Genomic DNA, 16,829 nt, shown 5'->3' with positions numbered 1-16,829 from the left:
CCACGCTCAGAACCGGATCGGCTCGTCCGGCACCAGGCCGAGACCGCGCAGCAGGCCGTACAGGTCCTGCTCGCCCCAGAACTCGACGATCCGGGCCTGCGCCAACCGGTACATCTTGCAGGCGCTTTGCACGGCCGTGGCCCCGGTGGCGTCCCGCCGATAGGTCTGCGCCACGGAGACGACAACCCGGTCCTCGGCCGCGAAAAGGTCGACGATCTGCTGGTCGAGCACGGTCAGCCCGGGCGAGAGCACGGCCTGTTCCACGAAATGCCGGCCCCGCACCGCCCTGCCGGACCCGTAGATCCGGACGTCCTCCGCGACCACCGCCCGTAGCTCGACGAGGTCACGCGTGACGAACGTCCGCAGGTAGCGGCGGACGGCCTCGACATTGCGCTCCCGCTCCGTCATGTCTGGACAAGCTACCCGGCACCGACCGCCCAGGTGTGCCCGCGACGGTTGCCGGCCGGTGGTTAGGCTTAGTGATGGCCCTCTATTACCGGGACGACGCGGTGCAGGTGACCTCCGAGTCGATCCGGGCGGGTGGTCACGTGATCGCCCTGTCCGACGTGACGTTCGTGTGGCACGCGCGCGGGCAGAAGACCCTCGCCGTACGCGGCCGGGTGCTGGGTCGCGGTGTCCTCGTCCTGCTGCTCTCGCTGCCGCCGCTGATCGCCGTGGTCTGCGTGCTGTCACTGGCCTGGTCCGCACAGGACCGGGGCAACTGGAAGCTGGCGCTGATCATCCTCGCGGCCTGCGCGGTGGGGGCCCTGGTGTCGCTGCCGTTCCTGGAAATCCCGTTGGGTTGGCTGGACCGCTCCTACGAGCGAGGCAGCCATGTGCACGAGTTGTGGGTGCAGCACCACGGTCGGGAGGATCTGCTGCTGCGCACCCCGGACGCGCTACGGTTCGGGCAGATCTACCGGGCCGTGCAGCGCGCCGTCGAACAGCAGGGGGACCATTGATGCGCAACCGCCGCGAGGCCGCCGCGCTGGCCGGGCTGCTCGCCGTGGCCGGCGTTACCCACCTGGTGCGCCCCGGTTTCTACGACCCGATCGTGCCGGGCGCGCTGCCCGGCCCGGCCCGATTCTGGACGTACGCCAGCGGGGTCGCCGAGCTGGCGGTGGCGGCGGCGGTGGCCAACCCAGCCACCCGACGGGCCGGCGGTCGGGCCGCAGCCGCCCTCTTCGTGGCCGTGCTGCCCGCCAACGTGAAGATGGCGGTGGACTGGCGGCACCGCCGCCCGACGAAGCGGGCCATCGCGTACGGCCGGGTGCCGATGCAGGTGCCGCTGATCTGGTGGGCCCTGCGCGTCGCCCGCGGCGGCCGGTAGGCCCCGGGCCGGTCAGCTCAAGTGCAGGCCGGTCAGCTCAGCGGCAGGGTGGTGGCGATCGGCCATCCCACCAGGGCGGCGCCCAACACCGCCGGCAGCCAGCGCGGGCCGGCGTACCGGCGCAGCACTGTCGCCCAGGCTGCCTGCCAGCCGAGCAGCAGCGCGAACAACGGCACCACCAGCACGACGAAGCCGGGCGCCAGACCGACCATCGTCGATGCGGTCAGCACGACCACGGTGACCGCGACGACCAGCAGGTGTCGCCCCGTCCGCCCGGCGGCGACCAGTTCGACGCCCAGCAGGAACAGCAGGCAGGCGCCCGCGACCAGCGGGAGCAGCCACCAGCGCGCGCCGACCAGCAGCGTCGAGGTCAGGCCAAGGTGGATCGGCAGGGCGACGGCGAGGACGGCGTACCCCGTCAACGCCAGCGTCGCGACGGCGGTCCGTGCCGTTGCCCGCCGGGACGCCGACACGGGCGTGCCGGGCGGTGGTTGCGATACGCCGAGCCAACCCGGCAGCCAGCGCTGAGCCGCGACCAGCAGAACGCCGGTGACCAGCAGGAAGCCGGCGACGTGACCGCCGACCGCCAGCGGCAGACGGGCCGTCGGCAGCACTGCGGCGACGGCCGCGCCGACGACGGCCGCCAGCGCCGTCAACCCGAACAGCAACAGACCACCGAACGGCACCCGATCCCCCGACAGCGCTGGGCTGTCGGTCTGCGCCGGGGCGTCGGGTTCCCGGCCGGAGGGTGGGTCGGTCGGTCGGCGGCCGGTCGCCCGGCGCGGCAGGAGCAGGGCCGTCAGCGGGACCACGCCGATGCCGAAGGCGAACATCAGCAACGCCGCCCCGGCGAGCCGGGCGATCGGTCGCGGCCGGGTGGTGCCGTCGCCGCCGGGCAGCCAGTCGGCGATCTCCCGGTGGGTACGCGCGGCGAACAACACGGAGATGTGCTCCACGCCGGGCACCACGACCGCTGACCGCCGGCCCGTTGACGCGCCACGTCGGGCGGCGTCGTCGGCCGCCCTGCGGAAGGCGGGAAACTCCGCGCCTCCCACGATCAGCAGCAACTCCGTCGGCCGGCCCGGGGGCAGCTCGCCCGCCTCGGGCAGCGAGATCGCCACGGTCCGGGCGATCTCCGGATGGCCGGTGGCGTACCGGGTGACGGCGCCGGCGCCCATCGAGTGCCCCACCAGGACGATTCCGTCCGCGTCGACGTCCGGCCGGGAACGTAGGTAGCCGACGGCGGCGTCCAGGTCGGCGTCGAGCGTGGCGGCGGACGTGTTCGAGCCCGCGCCGGGCAGCCGAGCCGGGTTGGCACCGTGTCCGGCGAAGTCGAACAGCAGCGCGACCGCTCCGCGCCGGGCGACGGTGTCGGCGATCGGACGCATCAGCTGGGCCGAGCCGGCGAAGCCGTGCGCGATCACCACACCGGGTCGCCGGACGCCGGGCGTCGGCGGACCGGCGCGTACCTCGGTCATCGGCACCCCGCCGACGGTGACCTGCCGGGCCGTGAGGCCGGCGTCCGCCCGGACCAGCACCAGCGTGCCCAGCCCGGCGGCGACCGCCGCCAACACGGCGAACAGGACAGCGGTGCGGGTGCGGGGCGGTCGGTGCGGCGAGGGTGCCGACATGCCGGCACCCTACCGCCGCGCGCTCCTCCCGAGCGCCCGCCGACCGAGGCCGTCGGGCGGTTGTGGTGCGGCCGACGCACACTTGATCCCATGGCGATTCCCCTCCCCACCCCGACCGCCGTGGTCGGCCTGACCCGATCCGCTCTCGACCAGGCACTCGGCTCGGCCGCCTCGTTCGCCGCCGTGCCCGCCCGCGCGTTCGCGGTGCTGGACGGGGTGGAGGCGCTGCTGGCCCGGATCAACGGCGTGGTCGACCGCATCGAGACGACCCTGGACCGGACCGATCAGGTGCTCACCGACGCCGAGGGGGCGGTCCGTGAGGTGGCCGTCATCAGCGCCGCCGCGACCACCGCCATCGACACCGCCACCGAGGTGGCCACTGCCGCCGCCGTGGTGGTCGCCGACGCCGACCGCGTCGCCCGAACCGCCGCCACGGTGGTCGCAAAGGCCGAGGGCGTGGCCGGCCGGGCCGCCGTCACCGTGGGCACCGCGACGGAGGCCGCCGCCACGGCGGCTGAGCTGCTGGCGGCGTACGAGCCGGCGCTGCGCCGGGCCGCGCCGATGGCGGCGAGGTTCGTCGAGGAGCTGAGCCACGAGGAGATCAGCGCGGCGATCCACCTGATCGACGAGCTGCCCAAACTCAAGCAACACCTGACGGCCGACATCCTGCCGATCCTGGCCACCCTGGACCGGGTCGGGCCCGACCTGCACGACCTGCTCGACGTGACCCGCGACCTCAAGCTCGCCGTGGCCGGCATCCCCGGGCTGGGCATGCTGCGCCGACGCGGCGAGAAGCTCGCCGACGAGCCCGTCGGCTGAGCCCTCCCCCGCGTGCGTGCGGGGATCAGCAGTCGCAGGTGATCGTCGCGGTCGGCGCGGTCAGGTCGTCGACCGGGCGCCGGGTCAACCCGGTCTCCGTCACCACCGGCAGCCCCTCGCGTACCCAGTACTCGAACCCGCCGAGCATCTCCTTGACCGGGTAGCCGAGCAGGGCGAACTCCAGCGCCGCGCGGGTCGCGCCATTGCAGCCCGGCCCCCAGCAGTAGGTGACCACCGCCGAGCCGGACGGGATCAGCTCCGCCGCGCGGGTCGCGATCTCGGCGGTGGGCAGGTGCACCGCGCCCGGCAGGTGCCCCTGTGTCCAGGCGGCCACGCCCCGGGAGTCGACGACCACCAGAGCTGTCGTACGCGCAGACAGGTCGGCGTGCACGTCGCTGACGTCGGTCTCGACGCTGAGGCGGGCGCGGAAGTGGGCGACGGCGGTGGCCGGATCGGCCGGCGGAATGGCGAAGGTGAAGGTCATGCACTGATCCTCGCCAGTCCGCGTGGCCGCAACGAGTGGCGGAGACGACGTCCTGCGCTAACATCCCGCCATGCCGATGCGGCCCACCACGACCACCGGCCCGCGCCTGCTGCCGACGCCCCGACGGCCGGCAGCCGCGCACCGCGTGGCAGTGCTCGCGTACCCGGGAATGTCGGTGTTCGAGACCGGCATCGTCACCGAGGTGTTCGGGCTGCCCCGACCCGAGTTCGACGTCGACTGGTACGACCTGGTGGTCTGCGCCGAGCGGCCGGGGCCGGTGCCGGTGGTCGGCGGGGCGAGCCTGCACACCCCGTACGGCCTGGCCGAGCTGGCGGAGGCGCGGACGGTGATCGTGCCCGGCGTGCCGGACGTGACCGGTGACCCGTCACCCGAGCTGGTGACCGCGCTGCGCCGGGCGCACCGACGCGGGGCCCGCATCATGTCGATCTGCTCGGGCGCGTTCGCGCTGGCCGGCGCCGGGCTGCTCGACGGCCGGCGGGCCACCACCCACTGGCAGTACGCCGAGCTGCTGGCGCGGCGCTACCCACTCATCGAGGTGGACCCGGACGTGCTCTACCTCGACGACGGCGACCTGCTCACCAGCGCCGGCAGCGCCGCCGGGCTGGACCTCTGCGTCCACGTGGTCCGGCGCGACCACGGCGCGGCGATCGCCAACGCGGTCGCCCGGCGGCTGGTGATCCCGCCGCACCGCGACGGCGGGCAGGCCCAGTTCGTCGAGGCGCCGGTGCCCACCGACCCGGACGACGACCGGATCGCCGGCAGCATCGACTGGGCGCTCGCCCATCTCGCCGAGCCGCTGAGCGTGGCGCAGCTCGCCGGGCAGGCGCACATGTCGCCCCGCACCTACCTGCGGCACTTCGCCCGGGCCACCGGGACCAGCCCGATCCGCTGGCTGATCGACCAGCGGGTCCGCGCCAGCCTCACCCTGCTGGAGGAGACGGACGCCCCGGTCGAGCAGGTCTCCCGCTCGGTGGGTTTCGACACTCCGGTCACCTACCGACACCACTTCGGTCGGCTCATGCTGACCTCACCGTCGGCGTACCGCAGGGCCTTCCGGACCGGCGCGGGCCGGCCGGCGTGACGCGGGTGGATCAGACCGGCGCGTACAGCTCGTCGATCTCGGCGCGTTGCGGGAGCGCCACCGACGCACCGAGCTTGCGTACGCAGGCAGCGCCGGCCGCCGACGCCCAGCGCACCGCGTCGATGAGGTCACGTCCCTCGCCCCAGCCGACGGCCAGCGCGGCGGTGAACGCGTCACCGGCGGCGGTGGAGTCGACCACGTCGACGCGTACCGCCGGCACGTGCACCTCGGCGCCGTCGCGGTCGACGTACCAGGCGCCCTCGCCGCCGAGAGTGAGCACGGCCCGGGGGGCCAGGTCGAGCAGCGCCCGGGGCTCCTCCCGACCTCGGCCGGCAAGTGCCTGCGCCTCGCCCTCGTTGACGACCAGCAGGTCCACCGATGCGAGCAGTTCGGGTGGGAGGTCCCGCGCCGGGGCGGCGTTGAGGATGACCCGGGTGCCGGCGGCGCGGGCGGCCACCGCCGCGGCCGTCACGGTCTGCACCGGGATCTCCAGTTGGGCGACCAGGACGTCTGCGGCGCTCACCGTGGTCAGCTCCTCCTCGGTGAGGCCGACCAGCGCGTCGTTGGCGCCGGGGGTCACCATGATGGCGTTCTCCCCCTGCGCGTTGACCATGACCAGCGCAACCCCGGAGGTGCCGTAGACCACGCGCAGCTGGCTGGTGTCCACCCCGGCGGCGGTGATGCGGGCCCGGAGGGTGACACCGAAGGCGTCCGAGCCGATCGCGCCGAGGAAGGCGCAGGACGCTCCGGCCCTGACCGCGGCGACGGCCTGGTTGGCGCCCTTACCGCCGGGCACCATCACGAAGTCGGTGCCGAGCATGGTCTCGCCCGGTCGCGGCAGCGCGGGTGCCATCGCGACCAGGTCCATGTTGGCGCTGCCCACCACGGCAACCCGGGTCTGCGGCACTGTCGTCTCCGCCCTGGCCGACGCTCAGGCGGCCCGGGCGGTGTAGCGGTCGCCCCGGCGTTCGACCACCAGCGGCAGGCCGAAGGTCTTGGAGAGGTTGTCGCCGGTCAGCGTCTCGGCGAGCAGGCCCTGGGCGACCACGCCACCCTCGCGCAGCAGCAGCGCGTGGGTGAACCCCGGCGGGATCTCCTCGACGTGGTGGGTGACCAGCACCATCGCCGGGGCGTCCGGGTCGTACGCCAGCTCGGCCAGTCGGGCGACCAGGTCCTCCCGACCGCCCAGGTCGAGGCCGGCGGCCGGCTCGTCGAGCAGCAGCAGCTCCGGGTCGGGCATCAGGGCACGGGCGATCTGCACCCGCTTGCGTTCACCCTCGGAGAGGGTGCCGTAACGGCGTTCGGCGAGGCCACCGACGCCGAGTTGGCTGAGCAGGGCCATCGCCCGCGCCACGTCGCCGCGCTCGTAGCTTTCGCGCCAGCGGCCGACCACCGACCAGGCGGCGGTCACCACCACGTCGCTGACCTGCTCGTCGGCGGGCAGTCGCTCGGCCAGCGCGGCGGTGGTCAGGCCGATGCGGGTGCGCAGCTCGTTGACGTCGGTGCGGCCGATCCGCTCGCCGAGCACGTGCGCCACACCGGTGGTGGGGTGCAGCCGGCCGGCGGCGAGGTTGAGCAGTGTGGTCTTGCCGGCGCCGTTGGAGCCGAGCACGACCCAACGCTCGTCCAGCTCGACCCGCCAGGTCAGGTCCTGGAGGAGGGCGGTGCCAGAGCGGCGTACACCGACGCCGTCGAGGCTGACCACCAGATCCGGGTCCACAGGAGCGGCGGCAGGCGCGGCGCCGGCAGCGCCGGGGATCAGGTCAGTCACCGCTCCATCCAACCACGCAGCGTCGGGGCGCCCCCCATGGGCGGCGCCTCGGCAATAGGGTGAAGCGCCGTGTCGTTGATCACCAAGTCCGGAGGACGGTCCATGCCCCGTCGAGGTACGGAGCCGCGCGGATGAGCGCGGTCATCGAGATCGAGGGTCTGCGCAAGACCTTCCACAGCATGCGCAACGGCCGGCGGGTGGCGGTGGACGGGTTCGACCTGCTGGTGGAGGCGGGCCAGGTTCACGGCTTCCTCGGCCCCAACGGCTCCGGCAAGACCACCACCCTGCGTGCCCTGCTCGGGCTGGTACGCGCCGACAGCGGCCGGATGAGCGTGCTGGGCGAGCCGTCGCCGGAGCTGCTGCCCCGGGTGGCGGGCCAGGTGGGTGCCATCGTGGAGAGCCCGCAGTTCTTCGGCAACTTCACCGGGTACCGCACCCTGCGGTTGTTGGCCCGCGCCGGCGGCGTACCGGTCTCGCGGGTGGACGAGGCGCTGGAGCTGGTGGGCCTGCGCGATCGGGGCGACGAGCGGGTGAAGGGCTACTCGCTGGGCATGAAGCAGCGTCTCGCGGTGGCGTCCGCGCTGCTGAAGGACCCGCGGTTGCTCATCCTGGACGAGCCGGCGAACGGGTTGGACCCGGCGGGCATCCGGGAGATGCGGGACCTGATGCGGTCACTGGCGGCGAGCGGGGTGACAGTGCTGGTGTCCAGCCACATCCTGGGTGAGATCCAGCTGATCTGTGACCACGTCACGATCATTTCGCAGGGACGTCGGGTGGCGACCGGCCGGGTGGACGAGGTGCTGGCGGGCTACGACCGGCACGAGTTCCTGGTGCGGGTGGCCGACCCGGAGCGCGCGGCTGAGCTGCTGCACGCGGCCCAGCTGGCGGCGGTCGTCGACGGTGAGGCACTGGTGGTGAGTGGAACGAGCGACCCGACGGTGATCAGCCGGGTGCTCGGCGAGCAGGGGCTGTGGGTCGGCGAGCTGACGCCGCTGCGGCCGGATCTGGAGAGCGTCTTCCTTGAGCTGACGGGTGCGCACCCGTCGGTGCCCCGCCAGGTCGACGACTCGGCGCTGCCGTACGCCGGTCAGGGCGATGCGGTGATCGATCTCGATCGGGGAGTGGACGCGTGAACCTGGTTCGTGCCGAATTGGAGCGACTGACCGCCCGTCGCTTCGTGCAACTCATGGTCGTCCTGCTGGCGTTTGCGTTCGCGGTGACGGCGGCGACCACCCTCGCGGGTTCCCACAAGCCGAGTGCGAGTGAGCTGAACTCGGCGCGCGCGCAGGCCACCGAGGCTCGGCAGAGCATGGAGACCGCGTACCAGGAGTGCCTGGCCCGCCAGGGCGGCTCGCTGCCGACGGAGGACAGCGGGTTGTACCTCCCCGCCGACTGCTCGGAGATCGACCCGATCCGGCAGTCCCGGCTGCCGATCGCCGCCGACTTCCTGCCGGGGGTGTTCAGCTTCGCCCAGCAGGCGCGGCCGCTGGTCTTCTTCCTCATCGCGTTCCTGGTGCTGTTCGGGTTCCTGGTCGGTGCCTCCTACATCGGTGCTGACCTGACCTCCGGCGGTGTGGTGAACCTGCTGCTCTGGCGGCCACGCCGGTTGACGGTGCTCGGGGCCAAGTTGGGCACCCTGCTCGGCACGGTGCTGGTCCTGGCCCTGTTGGCGTCGGTGGCCTACCTCGCGACGTTCTGGGTGATCGGGCAGACCGCCGGGCTGCCCAGCCAGTTGAGCGGTGAGTTCTGGCGCGAGCTCGGTGCGCTGCACGGGCGTGGTCTGGTGCTGGTGCTGCTGACCACCGCGGCGGGCTTCGCGATCGCCACGCTGGGTCGGCACACCTCGGCGGCTCTCGGCGCGCTCGCCGCGTACGTGGTGGTCTGGGAGCTGGGCGCCCGGCTAGTCCTGGAGATCATCGATGCCCCGCAGTCGGACCTGTTCATGCTCTCCAGCTACATCGGCGCGTGGCTGAACGGCGAGGCGCGTTTCTACGACCCACGGATCTGCACGGGCAACAGCGTTGGCACCTGCGAGGGGTTCTACACGCTGACCTGGTTGCCGTCGCTGTTGGTGCTGCTCGCCATCACCGGCGGAGTGACCGCGGCGGCGTTCGCCGTGTTCCGCCGACGCGACCTGATCTGAGTTTGCAGCGGGCCGTCCGTCCACGCACGGGCGGCCCGGTGAAACCAGGGCGTCGACGGCAAGGGCTTGCAGCAGGCCGACCGGCGGTGAAATATTTCTTCACGTGACCGCCGCAGCGGGCTCAGCCGACGGTGGAGCCGAACACCTCGTCGCGCACGGCGTCCAGCGCGGTGCGCAGCGCGCCGCGCAGGATCGGCTCCTCGGTCAGCCCGGTCGGCACCACCCGAGGTTGCACCAGGGTGATCGCCGCGACCTCGTGCTGCACCCGGTCGGCGAGCGCGGCGCCGCCGGCCTGACCCACCTCGCCGGCAAGCACGACCAGCGGCGGGTCGAGCACCACGCAGGTGCTGGCCACACCGAGCGCGAGCCGGCGGGCCAACTCGTCGAGCATCGGGCCGCCGTCGGCGCCGGCCGCGACGGCCGCGCGGACCGCCTCGGCGGCGTCGGCGTCCGGGTACCCGTGCTCACGGGCCAAAGCGCGCACCGAGTCCGCGCCGACCAACTGCTGGAAGGCCGGCTTGGCCCGACGGGAGACGTCGCGCGGAATGGGCGCGCCGGGCACCGGCAGGTAGCCGATCTCACCGGCCGCGCCGCTGCTGCCGTGGTGCAGCCGACCGCCCAGCATGATCGCCAGGCCGACACCGGCTCCCACCCAGACCAGCACGAAATCCGCCAGGCCCTGAGCGGCGCCGGACTGCGCCTCGGCCACCGCGGCCAGGTTGACGTCGTTCTCGAAGACCACCGGGGTGTCCAGGTCGTCGCGCAGCGCGGCGAGCAGGCCGCTGTGCCAGCGCGGCAGGTTGAAGGCGAAGGTGATGTCGCCGGTGCCGGGATCGACCAGGCCCGGCGTGCCGAGCACGATCCGCCGTACGCTGCTCAGCTGCGCCTGGGCGCTGCTGGCGGCCTGCACCACGGCGTTGTGCACGACGCCCACCGGGTCGTCGGTGTCCCTGGTCGACTGCTCCACCCGCCCGATGACCGCGCCGGTGATGTCGGCGCAGGCGGCAACCACCCGATCCGGTCCGACGTCGACGCCGACCACGTGCGCGCTGCTCGGACGGACGGCGTAGAGCTGGGCGTTCGGCCCCCGCCCGCCGGCCTGCTCGCCGACCCGGGCGACGAGGCCGCGTTCCTCCAGCCGCTCGACCAGCTGGGAGGCGGTGACCTTCGACAGCCCGGTCAGCTCGCCGAGCCGGGCCCGGGTCAGCGGACCGCGTTCGAGGAGCAGTTCCAGCGCGGCACGGTCGTTGAGCGCCCGCAACAGGCGGGGGGTGCCGGGTAGCCGGGTCGCACTCATGACACGTCCTCTAGTTTTAGTAAACTTTGCTAACTGTAAACCGACCTGCGAACGGGTAGCCGTAGCGTAACGGCCACCCGAAGGTGGGGCGCTCGGCCGACTCGGCAGGGCGAACACCCCCACCGGTACGACGTTCCGTACCCGCCGGGCACCGAAGGGGGAGATCACGTGGGGCTGGATCCAGGACTGCGCCGGCTGGCGCTCGGCACGCTGCTGGCCGCGTATCCGGGGCCCGTCCCGCCGGACTGGGCGGTCGACCTGCTGGCCGACGGGCTGGCCGGGCACACCCTGTTCGGCACCAACGTGCACGACCCCGCGCAGGTGGCGGCGAGCACCGCCGCGCTGCGGGCCGGCCGGCCGGACGCGCTGATCGCCATCGACGAGGAGGGTGGCGACGTGACCCGGCTGGCACACGCCACCGGCAGCCCGTACCCAGGCAATGCCGCCCTCGGCGCGATCGGCGACGTGGCGCTCACCCGACGGGTCTACCAGTCGATCGGCGCCGAGCTGGCCGCGCTCGGCATCACCGTCAACCTCGCCCCGACGGTGGACGTCAACACCGCCGACGACAACCCGGTGATCGGCACCCGGTCCTTCGGGGCGGACCCGGTGCGGGTAGCCGCCCACTCGGCCGCCGCCGTGACCGGGTTGCAGGCCGCCGGCGTCGCCGCCTGCGCAAAGCACTTCCCCGGGCACGGCGCCACCGTCACCGACTCCCACCACGAGCTGCCCACCGTGGACGCCCCGCTGGCCCTGCTGCGGCAGCGGGACCTGCCGCCGTTCGCGGCGGTCGTCGCCGCCGGGGCCCGCGCCGTGATGACCGCGCACATCCGGGTGCCCGCACTGACCGGCACCGACCCGGCCACCTTCAGCCGGGCCGTCCTGGTCGACCTGCTCCGCGCCGAGTACGGCTTCACCGGCACCGTCATCACCGACGCCCTGGAGATGAAGGGCGCCGCGGTGGCTGCCGGCGGCGTCGGGCCGGCCGCGGTCCGGGCCCTGGCCGCCGGCGCCGACCTGCTCTGCATCGGCGCGAAGGTCGACGCCCAGCTCGTCGAGCGGGTCGCCGCCGAGATCGTCGACGCCCTCACCGACGGCCGGTTGGCGACCGCACGGGTCGAGGAGGCAGCCGGCCGGGCCGCCGACCTCGCCGCCTGGACCCGGGCCGCCGTCGGGTCGACGGCCGCCAGCGACACCGAGCTGGGGTACGCGGCAGCGCGCCGCGCGGTCCGGGTGGACGGCGTGCTCAACGGCCTGGACCGAGCACTGGTGGTGCAACTGCACACCGAGTCGACGATCGCCGAGGGTCGGGTGCCGTGGGGTCTCGGTCCACACCTGAGCGGGGTGCAGGAGCTGCGGGTGATCGCCACCGAGACCGACCCGTCGAGACTGGGCGAGCTTGCCGGGGACCGGCCCATCGTGCTGGTCGGGCGGCACCTGCACCGGCTGCCCGGCGGTCCCGAGCTGATCGCCGGCCTGGCCGCCCAGCATCCGGTGACCGTGGTGGAGATGGGGTGGCCGGCACAGTGGCGCCCGCAGGGCGTACGCGCCTTCGTCACCACGTACGGCGCGAGCCACGCCAACGGTCGGGCGGCGGCCGAGGCGCTCGGTCTGACCGGCTAGGCCATGGCGTCTTCCGGCCGGGCTCCAGGCCCGGCCGGGTCGGCGCGCCGCAGCGTCCGCCTCAGTGTCCACAGTCACTGGTCGCCTCTTCTTGAACATGTTCAATATCTGCCCTAGGCTGACGACGTTGGTAGTTGAACACGTTCAAGAAGGGCGTCCACATGGACATCAAGGTCTGGATGTACGTGATCTACCTCGCGGTCAGCGTCGGCCTGACCATCTGGGTGGCTCGAGCACTGTCCCGCAACGGGCAGGTCTTCCTGGAGGAGGTGTTCGCCGAGGAACGGCTCGCCCGAGCGGTCAACAGTCTCCTGGTGGTCGGCTTCTATCTGCTCAACCTCGGCTACGTCACGGTGGCGATGAAGCACCCCGACCCGGTGGAATCGACCAGCCAGGCCATGGAGGAGTTGTCTCTCAAGATCGGCTTGGTGCTGCTGGTGCTCGGCGCGCTGCACTTCTTCAACGTCTTCGCACTCGGCCGCTACCGCCGGAACCGACTCCGCCAGCTCGCCACCCACCCCCCGCTGGCCCCGATCGGTCGACTCCCCATGCCGCCCATCCCACCCGGGGCGCAGCTGGTCGGCGCGTATCCGGCAGGACCCCACCCGACCGGCGCGTACCCGGCAGGACCCCACCCGACCGGCGCGTACCCGGCAGGACCCCAGCAAACCGGTCCGCGGCCGGCCGGACCGCAGCCGGGCACCGGACCGACGAGCAACCCGCCGACCCGATGACCATGCCCCCGACCGATGGCGTCGGCCGGCTCCCGCACCCCACCGCTCACGTCGGCGGTGGGGTGCGGGGGTTCACCGTCCTGTTCGATGCGGCCTGCCCGCTCTGCCGGGCCGCCCGCCGCTGGTTGTCGTCCCGTGCCCAACTCGTACCCCTGGAGTTCGTGCCGGCCGGGTCCGCCGAGGCCCGGCGGCGCTTCCCCGGCCTGGACCACGACGCGACGCTGCGCGACCTCACCGTGATCGCCGACACCGGCGAGGTGTACGCGGGCGACGGCGCCTGGTTCGCCTGCCTCTGGGCACTGGCCGACCATCGGCCCATGGCCGAGCGGCTGGCCCGGCCGGCCCTGCTGCCCCTCGCCCGGCAGACGGTGGCCGCCGCCTCGGCGATCCGGGAACGGATCCGCGACCCGTCGGCCGAGCCGACCGACGAAACGGCGGGATACGGTGGCCCCGATGACCGAGCAACCTGCGCAGACGACCACTGCGGGTGACCCTGCCACCGCCCGAGGCGAGCAGACCCGGCAGCTGATCCGGGACACCGCGATGCGGCTGTTCCGCGAACGCGGCTACGCCCAGACCACCATGCGGGCGATCGCGCAGGAGGCCGGCGTGGCGGTCGGCAACGCCTACTACTACTTCGGTTCCAAGGACCACCTGATCCAGGAGTTCTACGCCCAGTCCCAGGTCGAGCACCGGGCCGCCGCGCAGCCCGTGCTCGACCGGGAGGAGGCGTTCGGTCCGCGGCTCGCCGGAGTGCTGCACGCGGGGATCGACGTGTTGACGCCCTCCCACGAATTCGCGGCGACCTTCTTCAAGACGGCGGCGGAACCCACCTCCCCGTTGAGCCCCTTCTCGGCGGAGTCCTCCGGCCACCGAGAGGCGGCCATCGACCTCTTCGGCGAGGTGTTGACGGGCTCGACGGCCAAGGTCGACGCCGAGCTGCGCCCACAGCTGCCCGAGCTGCTCTGGCTCGCGTACATGGGCGTGATCCTCTACTGGGTGCACGACCGATCGCCGGGCCAGACCAAGACCCGCCAGCTGATCGACGGAGCCGTACCACTGGTCGACCGGCTCGTGGCGCTGTCCCGGCTCCGGGTCCTGCGGCCGGTGACCCGACAGGTGATCGAGCTGATTCGCACGCTCCGTCACTGAGCCGGCTGGCACCGCTCGACCGCGAAGAAGCAGGTCAAGTCTGCTTTTCGACACTCCGAACCGACAGCTCGCCCCTTGCCGAGCGCCTGATCGATACGTAGCGTGATCGACATGTCCCGGCCCGTGCAGAGCACGACCGGCACACCCGGAACCGGGGCCTGGGGGGAGGTTGCGGACCGTGGATCCGGCCCGGGGTCCACGGTCCGCGCCCGTTGTGAGCTCAGCGCGGATAGACCCCGTAGGCGCGCCAGCCCCGGTCCGGGAAACCGGCCGCGTCAGCGACCCGGGCGGAGGCCTGATTGTCCCGCTCGTGCAGGTACGTCGGCACCGCCCCCTCGTCGAGGACCCGCCGCGCCGCCTGCGCCACGAGCCGGCGGGCGAGGCCGCGACCCCGGGCGGCAGGCGCGGTGCCGATGGCCAACTCGTGCCCGTACGCGTCATGCCGTTTGATCCCGGCACCGGCCAGGTAGCTGCCGTCCGGGTCACGGACCACCAGCACCTGCCGGTCGAAGAGCCGCAGCCAGGGCGGCAATCCGGGAGCCGTCGGCTCGGTCCACTCCCCCACGTCGGGAAGCGGCGCGGGGGCCACGCTCCACCGGAAGGGGCCGTCGTGCACGCACCAGTCGGGCAGCCCGACGGCCTCCGGCAGCGCGGCGAGCAGCCGATCCGGTGTACGCCGGACCAGCGAGCGGATCGCCGCCACCCGATCCGGTGCCACGGAGAGCACTGCGCTCCGCCCGGTGTCCACGGCGAGCGCGGGGCGCAGTCGGCCGTCCCAGGCCGGCCTGGCCCGCCGATGCGAGGCGACCACGTGCAGCCCCGGCCCGGCCGGCCACTGGCCGAGCCAGGTGGCCAGGTGCAGCTGGAGCCGCCGGTCGAGCATGCAGACCTCCCCCGTCACCCCGGCCGTCGTGGATCACCGTACGCCGGGCGGCCGGGCCGGGCGGACGAACCGTCAGGGCCGGAGCCGGCCGAGTGCCGGGGAACCAACCTCACCTATCGACCGTCATATGTATTTCCATACCTGGACACCTTTATTTGGGACGGTAGGCGCATGCCGATTCAGCCGAACGACCAGTACCAGCAGGACCCCGAGCGACTCTGGCAGGCAGCGGAGAGCGTCGGCGGCGTCCCGCCCCAGCCGCGCTACCGGAACCCCCGGGCGGTCGGCCGCGGCACCCTCTCCTGGTCCAGGCTGAACAAGCTGTCCGTCGGCAGCTCCGGCAGGCACCGCCTGAACACCCACTGACACCGGTCGAAGGGCAGCTGACGAGTTCAACCGGACGGCGACACACCGGGGAGGTCCAGCGAGGGCTTTCGCACACCTGTCGGGTAATTTCTTGTGGTCCGCCATCCGGCCAACGACAGGAGAAGCTCCGCGCATGGGCAAGAAGACGATCCACGTCTCCGACTTCAGCGGCACGGTTCTACAGCAGGACGACGAGGTGGTCCGCGTCGTCGTGCTGGAGCACCCGGACCTGGTCGCCGGGCCCGTGCAGTTGGACGCCACCCCGACCGAGGTGGAGAACCTCGACGACGCCGCCCTGGACGTGGCGGTGGTGGAGATCCACGACCGGCACGGCGGCGGCGAGCCCCGCCGGGTGGTGTTGACCGCCAGTGAGTTCGACGCGATGGCCACCGACGTGCCGATGGCGCAGTTGTTGAAGACCGCTGAGCGGGTCCGCCCGCCCAAGGCCCGCAAGAGCACCGAGAAGATCGACTACGGCACGCTGGAGCACGCCGGCAAGCCGCACCGGGGACGGGTCACCGAGGATGAGGCTCGACTGGTTCGCGAGCAGCTCGACGAGGTCAACAAGCGCCTCGCGGACGCGGGCGTGCGCCAGATCGACCCTGCCGACCCGGAGCACGCCCTGCGCTACGGCTTCCCCGACGTCTCCTGACCCAACGGCGTCAGCAGGCCTTCTTCGCCCGATCACGGAAGGCGGTCTCGGTGACCGCCTTCCGTTTGCCGGCCGACCCACCAACCAGAACCTTCTCCGGCCCGAGCCCGGTCACCTCGGCCAACGTGAACCGGACGGGAACGGCGTTGCGCGGATCCCCGTAGGCGGCAACCGAGTATTCGATGTTCGGATCGAAGGCTACGAGCGTCTGCTCAGCCGGGTGCCAATCCGGCGGAGTCTCGAGAAGGGTCAAACTCGTCACCTCGCTGCCGCTGTCACGGTCGATGGTCCAACTCGCGGCTGGCGTGACGCCAATGGTAAAGACGCTTATCCGGTCCGCAGTGAAATCGGCACACTCCGCCAGGACCAGAGCCGGTTGCCCGTCAACCACACGTAGTGCAATCACCGGCTTGTCCGCTGGGGAGCAGGCGGTCAGCCCCGCCAAGGCGGCGAGCGTCATCAGGACGCCCACCGCCCGGACCCTTGCTCTGGTCAGCAGTTCTCGCCCAGCCGGAGTCGGTGGGTCGGCATGCGCTGGCGCGGCGAACATTCGGCCCGCCACGGTCAGCACGACGGCAGCCGCCGCAGCACGCCGCACAAACTGACTGAGGAATTTCTCAATTCGGTCCCCCGTTCACGAATGCCCATACGTTGATGTGCGCATGGCCACCCGAGGCTAGGTGAGGGCCGCTCGATGCGCGGACCCGTGACGGCATATACAACCTTCCGGACTTACAACCCGGATCCCGCCGTCGGCAAGCGATCCCACGCCGGCACTACGTCGTACGCCGCCTGAGGCAAGGGAAACGCCGCGCCGCCCCAGCGAGGACATTCACGCTCGC

At 72.7% G+C, this 16,829-nt stretch carries 20 protein-coding genes; 12 read left to right on the top strand and 8 right to left on the bottom strand.

The features are described from left to right. Positions 1 to 6: 6 nt before the first annotated feature. On the bottom strand, positions 7 to 408 hold the full coding sequence (locus tag KBX46_RS09110; RefSeq protein ID WP_210792099.1) for a nuclear transport factor 2 family protein: 402 nt from the start codon (positions 406 to 408) through the stop codon (positions 7 to 9). A 74-nt stretch (positions 409 to 482) separates the two neighbouring features. Here KBX46_RS09110 and KBX46_RS09105 point away from each other — a divergent pair, with 74 nt between their 5' ends. Continuing rightward, entirely contained in the window at positions 483 to 962 is a 480-nt protein-coding gene (locus KBX46_RS09105; RefSeq protein ID WP_210792098.1) for a DUF6232 family protein, read from the top strand. Next, on the top strand, positions 962 to 1,330 hold the full coding sequence (locus KBX46_RS09100; protein ID WP_210792097.1) for a hypothetical protein: 369 nt from the start codon (positions 962 to 964) through the stop codon (positions 1,328 to 1,330). Before KBX46_RS09105 ends, KBX46_RS09100 begins: the two co-directional genes overlap by 1 nt. A gap of 32 nt (positions 1,331 to 1,362) precedes the next feature. Here the strand turns inward: KBX46_RS09100 and KBX46_RS09095 are convergent, their stop codons facing one another. Beyond that, the gene (locus tag KBX46_RS09095; RefSeq protein ID WP_210792096.1) at positions 1,363 to 2,961 is read right to left on the bottom strand and encodes a dienelactone hydrolase family protein; all 1,599 of its coding nucleotides are present in this window, start codon (positions 2,959 to 2,961) and stop codon (positions 1,363 to 1,365) included. A 90-nt stretch (positions 2,962 to 3,051) separates the two neighbouring features. On the opposite strand from KBX46_RS09095, the gene KBX46_RS09090 reads away from it, so the two are divergent. After that, a complete protein-coding gene (locus KBX46_RS09090; RefSeq protein WP_210792095.1) occupies positions 3,052 to 3,780 on the top strand; it encodes a hypothetical protein in 729 nt (242 codons plus the stop codon). 25 nt (positions 3,781 to 3,805) lie between these two features. On the opposite strand, the gene KBX46_RS09085 is transcribed toward KBX46_RS09090, so the two are convergent. Further along, positions 3,806 to 4,264, bottom strand: a complete 459-nt coding sequence (locus KBX46_RS09085) for a rhodanese-like domain-containing protein (protein ID WP_210792094.1) — start codon at positions 4,262 to 4,264, stop codon at positions 3,806 to 3,808. A gap of 76 nt (positions 4,265 to 4,340) precedes the next feature. On the opposite strand from KBX46_RS09085, the gene ftrA reads away from it, so the two are divergent. Then, positions 4,341 to 5,366: a transcriptional regulator FtrA gene (gene ftrA / locus KBX46_RS09080; protein WP_088951503.1), complete on the top strand. Its 1,026-nt coding sequence runs from the start codon at positions 4,341 to 4,343 to the stop codon at positions 5,364 to 5,366. A gap of 10 nt (positions 5,367 to 5,376) precedes the next feature. Here ftrA and KBX46_RS09075 read toward each other — a convergent pair whose 3' ends face one another. Both KBX46_RS09075 and KBX46_RS09070 read right to left on the bottom strand, forming a co-directional pair. Then, on the bottom strand, positions 5,377 to 6,273 hold the full coding sequence (locus tag KBX46_RS09075) for a ribokinase (RefSeq protein ID WP_210792093.1): 897 nt from the start codon (positions 6,271 to 6,273) through the stop codon (positions 5,377 to 5,379). A gap of 24 nt (positions 6,274 to 6,297) precedes the next feature. Next, positions 6,298 to 7,149, bottom strand: coding sequence for an ABC transporter ATP-binding protein (locus KBX46_RS09070; RefSeq protein ID WP_210792092.1), 852 nt, complete (start codon positions 7,147 to 7,149; stop codon positions 6,298 to 6,300). A gap of 119 nt (positions 7,150 to 7,268) precedes the next feature. Between KBX46_RS09070 and KBX46_RS09065 the strand changes: the two genes are divergently transcribed. Together KBX46_RS09065 and KBX46_RS09060 are read left to right on the top strand one after the other, a co-directional pair. Further along, positions 7,269 to 8,270, top strand: coding sequence for an ABC transporter ATP-binding protein (locus KBX46_RS09065; protein WP_210792091.1), 1,002 nt, complete (start codon positions 7,269 to 7,271; stop codon positions 8,268 to 8,270). Beyond that, positions 8,267 to 9,280, top strand: coding sequence for an ABC transporter permease subunit (locus KBX46_RS09060; protein ID WP_210792090.1), 1,014 nt, complete (start codon positions 8,267 to 8,269; stop codon positions 9,278 to 9,280). The genes KBX46_RS09065 and KBX46_RS09060 overlap by 4 nt, the downstream gene beginning before the upstream one ends. 121 nt (positions 9,281 to 9,401) lie before the next feature. Here the strand turns inward: KBX46_RS09060 and KBX46_RS09055 are convergent, their stop codons facing one another. Further along, on the bottom strand, positions 9,402 to 10,577 hold the full coding sequence (locus KBX46_RS09055; RefSeq protein ID WP_210792089.1) for an ROK family transcriptional regulator: 1,176 nt from the start codon (positions 10,575 to 10,577) through the stop codon (positions 9,402 to 9,404). Positions 10,578 to 10,745: 168 nt separating this feature from the next. Here KBX46_RS09055 and KBX46_RS09050 point away from each other — a divergent pair, with 168 nt between their 5' ends. From KBX46_RS09050 to KBX46_RS09035, 4 genes are all read left to right on the top strand, one after another. Then, complete coding sequence (locus KBX46_RS09050; protein WP_210792088.1) at positions 10,746 to 12,200, top strand: glycoside hydrolase family 3 N-terminal domain-containing protein; 1,455 nt, start codon at positions 10,746 to 10,748, stop codon at positions 12,198 to 12,200. Between the two features lie 134 nt (positions 12,201 to 12,334). After that, on the top strand, positions 12,335 to 12,934 hold the full coding sequence (locus tag KBX46_RS09045; protein WP_247667227.1) for a hypothetical protein: 600 nt from the start codon (positions 12,335 to 12,337) through the stop codon (positions 12,932 to 12,934). Continuing rightward, on the top strand, positions 12,931 to 13,425 hold the full coding sequence (locus KBX46_RS09040; RefSeq protein WP_210792087.1) for a thiol-disulfide oxidoreductase DCC family protein: 495 nt from the start codon (positions 12,931 to 12,933) through the stop codon (positions 13,423 to 13,425). Before KBX46_RS09045 ends, KBX46_RS09040 begins: the two co-directional genes overlap by 4 nt. Beyond that, positions 13,388 to 14,086 (top strand): TetR family transcriptional regulator, encoded by a 699-nt coding sequence (locus KBX46_RS09035; RefSeq protein WP_210792086.1) that lies wholly within the window; start codon positions 13,388 to 13,390, stop codon positions 14,084 to 14,086. The genes KBX46_RS09040 and KBX46_RS09035 overlap by 38 nt, the downstream gene beginning before the upstream one ends. A gap of 220 nt (positions 14,087 to 14,306) precedes the next feature. On the opposite strand, the gene KBX46_RS09030 is transcribed toward KBX46_RS09035, so the two are convergent. Further along, positions 14,307 to 14,969: a GNAT family N-acetyltransferase gene (locus KBX46_RS09030; protein WP_099857085.1), complete on the bottom strand. Its 663-nt coding sequence runs from the start codon at positions 14,967 to 14,969 to the stop codon at positions 14,307 to 14,309. A 171-nt stretch (positions 14,970 to 15,140) separates the two neighbouring features. On the opposite strand from KBX46_RS09030, the gene KBX46_RS09025 reads away from it, so the two are divergent. Next, the gene (locus KBX46_RS09025; protein WP_210792085.1) at positions 15,141 to 15,335 is read left to right on the top strand and encodes a DNA repair protein; all 195 of its coding nucleotides are present in this window, start codon (positions 15,141 to 15,143) and stop codon (positions 15,333 to 15,335) included. A 133-nt stretch (positions 15,336 to 15,468) separates the two neighbouring features. After that, positions 15,469 to 15,987: a hypothetical protein gene (locus tag KBX46_RS09020; protein WP_088946497.1), complete on the top strand. Its 519-nt coding sequence runs from the start codon at positions 15,469 to 15,471 to the stop codon at positions 15,985 to 15,987. A 10-nt stretch (positions 15,988 to 15,997) separates the two neighbouring features. On the opposite strand, the gene KBX46_RS09015 is transcribed toward KBX46_RS09020, so the two are convergent. Then, positions 15,998 to 16,459: a hypothetical protein gene (locus tag KBX46_RS09015; RefSeq protein WP_210792084.1), complete on the bottom strand. Its 462-nt coding sequence runs from the start codon at positions 16,457 to 16,459 to the stop codon at positions 15,998 to 16,000. Positions 16,460 to 16,829 lie beyond the last annotated feature (370 nt).

This window comes from Micromonospora sp. C81 (assembly GCF_018070425.1).
GTDB classification, from domain to species: Bacteria; Actinomycetota; Actinomycetes; order Mycobacteriales; family Micromonosporaceae; genus Micromonospora; species Micromonospora zamorensis.
This window is presented reverse-complemented; position numbering and strand designations above follow the sequence as displayed.